6 protein-coding genes are annotated in these 4,978 nt (G+C 68.3%); 3 read left to right on the forward strand and 3 right to left on the reverse strand.

The genetic code is table 11. The features are described from left to right. The coding region (locus tag VN856_RS08315) for an LLM class flavin-dependent oxidoreductase (protein ID WP_325687926.1) at positions 1–468 on the reverse strand (468 nt) is incomplete at its 3' end. 68 nt (positions 469–536) lie between these two features. Between VN856_RS08315 and VN856_RS08320 the strand changes: the two genes are divergently transcribed. Both VN856_RS08320 and VN856_RS08325 read left to right on the forward strand, forming a co-directional pair. Beyond that, positions 537–1,220, forward strand: coding sequence for a GntR family transcriptional regulator (locus tag VN856_RS08320; protein WP_325687927.1), 684 nt, complete (start codon positions 537–539; stop codon positions 1,218–1,220). Positions 1,221–1,380: 160 nt separating this feature from the next. Continuing rightward, on the forward strand, positions 1,381–1,746 hold the full coding sequence (locus tag VN856_RS08325) for a hypothetical protein (protein WP_325687929.1): 366 nt from the start codon (positions 1,381–1,383) through the stop codon (positions 1,744–1,746). Here the strand turns inward: VN856_RS08325 and VN856_RS08330 are convergent. Continuing rightward, entirely contained in the window at positions 1,743–3,077 is a 1,335-nt protein-coding gene (locus VN856_RS08330) for a replication-associated recombination protein A (protein ID WP_325687931.1), read from the reverse strand. The genes VN856_RS08325 and VN856_RS08330 overlap by 4 nt on opposite strands. Positions 3,078–3,206: 129 nt before the next feature. Here VN856_RS08330 and VN856_RS08335 point away from each other — a divergent pair, with 129 nt between their 5' ends. After that, complete coding sequence (locus tag VN856_RS08335; RefSeq protein ID WP_325687933.1) at positions 3,207–4,232, forward strand: hypothetical protein; 1,026 nt, start codon at positions 3,207–3,209, stop codon at positions 4,230–4,232. A 4-nt stretch (positions 4,233–4,236) separates the two neighbouring features. Here the strand turns inward: VN856_RS08335 and VN856_RS08340 are convergent. Further along, positions 4,237–4,978, reverse strand: a 742-nt coding sequence (locus VN856_RS08340; RefSeq protein ID WP_325687935.1) for a DUF3097 family protein, incomplete at its 5' end; no start/stop codon positions are given.

Here is a 4,978-nt window from a genome sequence, read left to right on the forward strand (position 1 = left end):
GGCGTCGTGACCCAGATGCGTTTCCAGCCCGAAGTTCTGGGCCTCGCTGTCGTTGACCGAGGTGACGATGTTCCAGGCCGCCCGGCCGCGGGACAGGTGATCGAGCGTGGCGAAGGTGCGCGCGATGTGGAACGGCGTGTAATAGGTGGTGGAACCCGTCGCGCCCAGGCCGATGTGCGACGTCGCCTGCGCGAGCACACCCAACACGATTGACAGGTCCAGCTTGACTGGCCGCGCGCCGTATTTGACGGCATCGGCGACCGAGCCGCCATAGATCCCGGGCATGGCGAGCCGATCGTCGAAGAACATCAGGTCGAAACAACCTTCTTCGAGTTGCCTGCCGATCTTGGCGTAGTACGAGGCGTCGAGGTAACCGTGCTCGGTGGCGGGGTGACGCCACGAGCCCGCGTACACCGAGGTGCTGCCGGCTTGCATGAAAGCGACGAGGGACATCTGTCGTGAAGTCATAACTGATGTCTAACATCTGATATATTAGATTTCAAGTGAGAGCTTCCCAACAGCCCTAAGGTCAGGTCATGGCCCCGAACGATGGCGTCGATATCGCCGGGACGGTGCGCGAACGCGCTGCGCGCGAGCTACGCGATCGCATCCTCACCGGTGCGCTGCCCGCCGGCACCCGGCTCGACCTCGACGCGATCACCAAGGAATTCGCCACCAGCCGCACGCCGGTACGCGAAGCTCTGCTGGAGCTGTCCTACGACGGGCTGGTGCGCGTCGCGCCGCGCAGCGGAATCACGGTGATCGGCATGAGCCCGGAGGACGTCCTGGACAGCTTCACGATTCTGGGCGTGCTGACGGGTCAGGCCGCCGCGTGGGCCGCCGAGCGGGTCACCGCGGACGGCATCGAGCGCTTGCGGACACTGGCCACCGACCTCGAGGCGCACGCCGGCGAGGGCGCGATCGTCGACGCGAACTGGAACTTTCACCGCGAGATTCACCGGGCCTCCCATTCGCGACGGCTGATGGCGCAGATTCGTCAGGCCGTCCGGGTGGTCCCCTCCAACTACTTCGCGATGTTCCCCGAGCACGAGCACAACGCGCTGGAGGAGCACGCGGCGCTGGTGTCCGCGCTCGCCGATCGAGACGCCGACAAGGCCCGCCACATCGCCGAGCGCCATGTGCTGGACGCGGGTCGGTCGCTGGCCGACTGGCTGAAACATTCGGATCCCGACAGCACCATCAACAACAGCAGTCACTGAGGGTGGGATAGACCCTTTTCCGAAATCGCATCGCGGGCGATATCACCGCCCGCCCTGGTCAGCGAGTGATGGCGCATATGCAGTCGGTGCTTCAGTAGCCGCGCACCTGATCTTGTGAGATCGCGGCACACACCTGGTCTGCCAGGCATACCGTCACTCCATGAAGCGAGGATTTGCCCGGCTGGCAGCCATTGTGTTGTTGCCCGGCGGTCTGGCGCTGGCCGTTCTCGGACCGGGTGCGGGCATCGCCCAGGCCTACAAATACGGACCATTCCAGTGGTGCCCCGGACAGGCCATGCCGAATGACCCGCCGCGGGCGGATACCGACCTGGTGTGGGACATGGGCGTCTGCCACACCTACTACTTCGAATACGACGTGCGCACGAAGGCTCCGGCCCATTACTGGGAGGGACCCAATCTGTTTCCGACGCCGATCCCGCCGCCTCCCCCGCCGGCGAATCCGCCGAACATCGCCCAGCAGTGCCCGGGACTCATCCCGTTCGTCAACTGCTTGCCGGGCCTTTAGCCGCGCCGGCGTCGGATGATCGCGCGCAGCTTCTCCAGCCGGGTGCCGATCTCGCGCTCGGCGCCGCGGCCGGTGGGCCGATAGTAGTCGACGCCGACCACCTCGTCGGGTGGATACTGCTGTGGCACAACGCCATCCGGGTCATCGTGGGAGTATTTGTAGCCCTGGGCGTTGCCCAGCGCCGCGGCGCCCGAATAGTGCCCGTCGCGCAGATGCGGCGGCACCAACCCCGCCTTGCCCGCTTTGATGTCGGCCATCGCGGCGCCCAGCGCCGTCGTCACGGCGTTCGATTTGGGTGCGGTCGCCAGGTAGATCGTGGCGTGCGCCAGGGTCAGCTGGGCTTCGGGCATGCCGATCAGCTGTACGGTCTGCGCGGCCGCGACCGCGGTCTGCAACGCGATCGGGTCGGCCATCCCGATGTCCTCGCTGGCCAGGATCATCAGCCGGCGGGCGATGAATCGCGGGTCCTCGCCGGCGACCAGCATTCGGGCCAGGTAGTGCAGTGCGGCGTCGGCGTCCGAGCCGCGCACCGACTTGATGAAGGCGCTGATCACGTCGTAGTGCTGATCGCCGTCGCGGTCGTAGCGAACCGCGGCCTTGTCCAGCGACTGCTCGATGGTTTCGACGGTGACCTGCTCGCCCGCCTCGGCCGCCACCTCCAACGCGGTCAGCGCGCGGCGGGCGTCGCCGGCGGCCAACCGGACCAGCAGGTCGACGGCCTCCGGCGTCACCGGGATCTGGCCGCCCAGGCCACGCGGATCGTCGATCGCGCGGTGCACGACCGCGCGGACGTCGTCGGCGGACAACGGCTGCAGTTGCAGGATCAGCGACCTTGACAGAAGCGGCGCGACGACGGAGAACGAGGGATTCTCCGTCGTCGCCGCCACCAAGAGCACCACCCGGTTTTCCACGGCGGCCAACAACGCGTCCTGCTGGGTCTTGGAAAAGCGATGCACCTCATCGATGAACAACACGGTCTGCTCGCCGTGCGCGGCGGCGCGTCGTGCGGTGTCGATCACCGCGCGGACTTCCTTGACCCCGGCCGACAGCGCCGAGAGCGCCTCGAACCGGCGTCCGGTGGCCCGCGAGACCAGGGATGCCAGCGTGGTCTTGCCGCTGCCGGGCGGGCCGTAGAGGATCGCCGACGCCATACCCGAACCCTCGACCAGGCGCCGCAGCGGCGAACCGGGTTGCAGCAGGTGATCCTGCCCCACCACCTCGTCGAGACTGGCCGGGCGCATCCGCACCGCCAGCGGCGCGCCGGCAGACCCGCCGTGCGCGCCCTCGCCAAGTTCGGCCACGTCGGGGACGTCGAACAGACCGTCGGACACGTGTCAGGCATACCACGTCAACACGACACGACGGCGCGCAGTGTGAGCTCTCAGCGCCGCCGCCCAATACTTGCTAAGTTCTCGAAAGCGCACGCCGGACAACTCCCCAACGACGAGGCAGGAGCGGCTATGAGCCACCCTCCGGAGCACCCTGGCAACCCACACGACCCGTACGGGGGTAACCCCAATCCGGGCGACTACCCGCCGCCACCCGGCTACGGCCCTCCGCCTGGACCGCCACCGGGGTATGGACCACCCCCGGGACAGCCGCAGCCCGGCTACGGGCCGCCGCCGGGGTATGGCGCACCCCCGCCACCTCCCGGATACGGGCCGCCGCCGCAACCCGGCTACGGGCCTCCCCCCGGCTACCCTCCGCCGCCTGGCTACGGGCCCCCTCCCGGCTATCCGCCGGCTCCGGGCTACGGACCGCCGCCCGGGTCGGGGTTCAGCATCGGTGAGGCGACCTCATGGGCCGGCAATAAGTTCAAGAAGAATCTTGGCCCGCTGGTCCTCGCGGCGCTGGTATACGGCGTGATCGGCGTGGTCGTGCATGGCCTGGTGTTCGTCCTGCTGGGTGGCGCGACGGCCGACACCACGAACGTCGACGGCGATTACGGCGCGTCATTCCAGGCCGGTCTGGGCACGGTCGGCACGCTGGTCCTGTCCATCGTGTCGTTCGTTTTCGGGATTTTCGTGCAGGCCGGGTTCCTGTCCGGCGGGCTCGACCTCGCCGATGGCAGACCGGTCACCGTGGGCTCGTTCTTCAAGCCGCGCAACTTCGGCACGGTGATTCTGGCCGGCGCGCTGCTCAGTGTGATCAGCGCGGTCCTGGATCTGCTATCGCTGCCCGGCTTCCTGTTCGCGTTGTTGTCGTTTGTGTTGATTGCCGTCTTCACGTTCTTCGCGCTGTTCACGATCGCGTATGCGACGGATCGCGGGCTGGCGCCGATCGATGCGCTGAAGGCCAGCTTCGACACCGTCCGGGCGCATGTCGGCGAGACGCTGCTGTCTTTCCTGGTGCAGGGTCTGCTGGTGGTGGTGGGCTTGTTCGCCTGCGGCGTCGGCATTCTCGCGACCGGCCCGATCGCGCTGCTGGTCCAGGTGTACACCTACCGTCGGCTGTCCGGAGGACCGATCGCGCCGGCGACACCCTAGGTCGTCACGGCTGGGTGACGAAGTCGATCAACTCCTCCACCCGCCCGATCAGCGCCGCGTCGAGGTCGGTCCAGTCCCTGACCCGGCCGCGGATGCGCCGCCACGCCGCGGCGATGTCGGCCTGGTCAGCGTGCGGCCAGCCCAGCGCCTGGCAGATCCCGTGCTTCCAGTCCGTCCCGCGTGGGATGACCGGCCACTCCGCCAGACCCAGCCGGGCCGGTTTGACGGCCTGCCAGATGTCGACGAACGGATGGCCGACGACCAGGGTGTCCGAGCCGCCGGGGCCGCGGCGCACCGCTTCGGCCAGCCGGGATTCCTTGGAACCGGGTACCAGGTGGTCGACCAGCACGCCCAGGCGTCGCATCGGGCCTGGCCGGAACTGCTCGACAACGCCGACCAGATCATCAACACCACCGAGGTACTCGACTACCACTCCTTCGATCCGCAGATCGTCGCCCCACACCTGCTCGACGAGCTCGGCGTCGTGACGGCCCTCCACGTAGATCCGGCCGGTCCGGGCCACGCGGGCGCGTCCTGCAGTCACCGCCACCGAGCCCGACGCGGTGCGGGCGGGCGCGGTGGCGGCCGGACGTCGCGGTGCGGTCAGGATCACCGGTTTGCCGTCGACGAGATATCCCGGGCCAACCGGGAATGGCTTCCGGCGGCCATGCCGGTCCTCGAGCTCCATCCGGCCGTATTCGACGCGCACCACCGCACCGACGTAGCCGGTCTGCGCGTCCTCGACG

Origin of the sequence: Mycobacterium sp. (assembly GCF_035603715.1) — a bacterium.
Classification (GTDB): domain Bacteria; phylum Actinomycetota; class Actinomycetes; order Mycobacteriales; family Mycobacteriaceae; genus Mycobacterium.